This is a genomic window from Oceanobacillus massiliensis str. N'diop (genome assembly GCF_000285495.1).
Taxonomy (GTDB): Bacteria; Bacillota; Bacilli; order Bacillales; family Amphibacillaceae; genus Oceanobacillus; species Oceanobacillus massiliensis.
Window position 1 is genome coordinate 1 of sequence record NZ_CAER01000090.1, and the last position, 1,141, is coordinate 1,141.

Genomic DNA, 1,141 nt, shown 5'->3' on the forward strand with positions numbered 1-1,141 from the left:
GGTTGAAACTGGAAGAAGGCTGGTCGTACAGGCAGCTCAGAGATAGATTTGGCATTAAAAGCGATGCACAGATTGCGGAATGGGTGAAAAAGACGCAAATGGGCATTTCCTTTGAAGATCAGCGTGGGCATTGGAATCGGAAAACGTTCTCCAGTCTTGAAGAAGAAAACGCGTACCTGAAAGCGCAGGTGGACTATCTAAAAAAGCAAAATCCAAATCTTCACGGGGAGGAGAAGTCGCAAAAGCCCAACGATTCGAAGTGATCCACCAAATTCGCTCGAAACATCCTTTAAAATGGCTATTCAGCATAGCGGAAGTATCGAAGGCAGGTTACTATAAATGGATTCTGAGCCGTCCGGCACGGGTACGGCGCCAAGAAGGAGAAGCGCTTCTTAAAGAACATATTCTGGCAATTCATAAGGAGCACCCGTATTTTGGCTACAAGCGTGTCACGCGAGTTTTGCGTAAGGAAGGGCTGCTTGTGAATCACAAACGTACAAGGAGACTGATGCGGGACTTGGGAATTCGTTCTGTCATTCGTAAGAAACGTCCATTTTACGGCAGAAGAGGATCGGTACTTTTCAAAAACGTGCTGAATCGGAATTTCTACGCAGAAAAAATGTACCAGAAGCTTGTAACCGATATTACGTATATACGCATAAATGACCGGTTTGTCTACCTTTCTGCAGTTTTGGATCTGCATAATAATGAAATCGTGGCCTGGAAACTTTCAGAACGGAACGACCTGGATTTAGTGTTGAATACATTAGAATACTTAGAATCGCAACCGCTTTACAAGGGCACCTTGCTTCACTCTGACCAAGGATTTCAGTATACCTCGAATGGTTATGCGAAACGCTTGAAGAAAATGCGTTTGAATGGGAGCCATTCCAGACGTGGAAACTGTCACGATAATGCTTGTATCGAAAGCTTCTTTTCCCATTTGAAAACGGAGAAACTGTATTTAGAGCAACCAAAAACATATGAGCAAGCTAAACAAATGATTACAGAATACATTCATTTTTACAATACCGAACGATTACAGGAAAAACACAACGGCCTTTCCCCGATAGAATATCGGGAAAAGGCCGCAGCATAAGTTACTCTTTTTTTAGTTGTCTACTTGACAGGGTTCAGTGCA

General features: G+C 43.2%; 1 protein-coding gene. It reads left to right on the forward strand.

Annotated features, from left to right (window positions below):
• A protein-coding gene (locus tag OMHG_RS00195) for an IS3 family transposase (protein ID WP_147629115.1) occupies nucleotides 1-1,099 on the forward strand; the annotation gives its coding sequence in 2 pieces (ribosomal slippage) (nucleotides 1-198 and nucleotides 198-1,099; 1,100 coding nt annotated over the 2 pieces). This gene is flagged as partial in the annotation.
• Nucleotides 1,100-1,141: the final 42 nt, after the last annotated feature.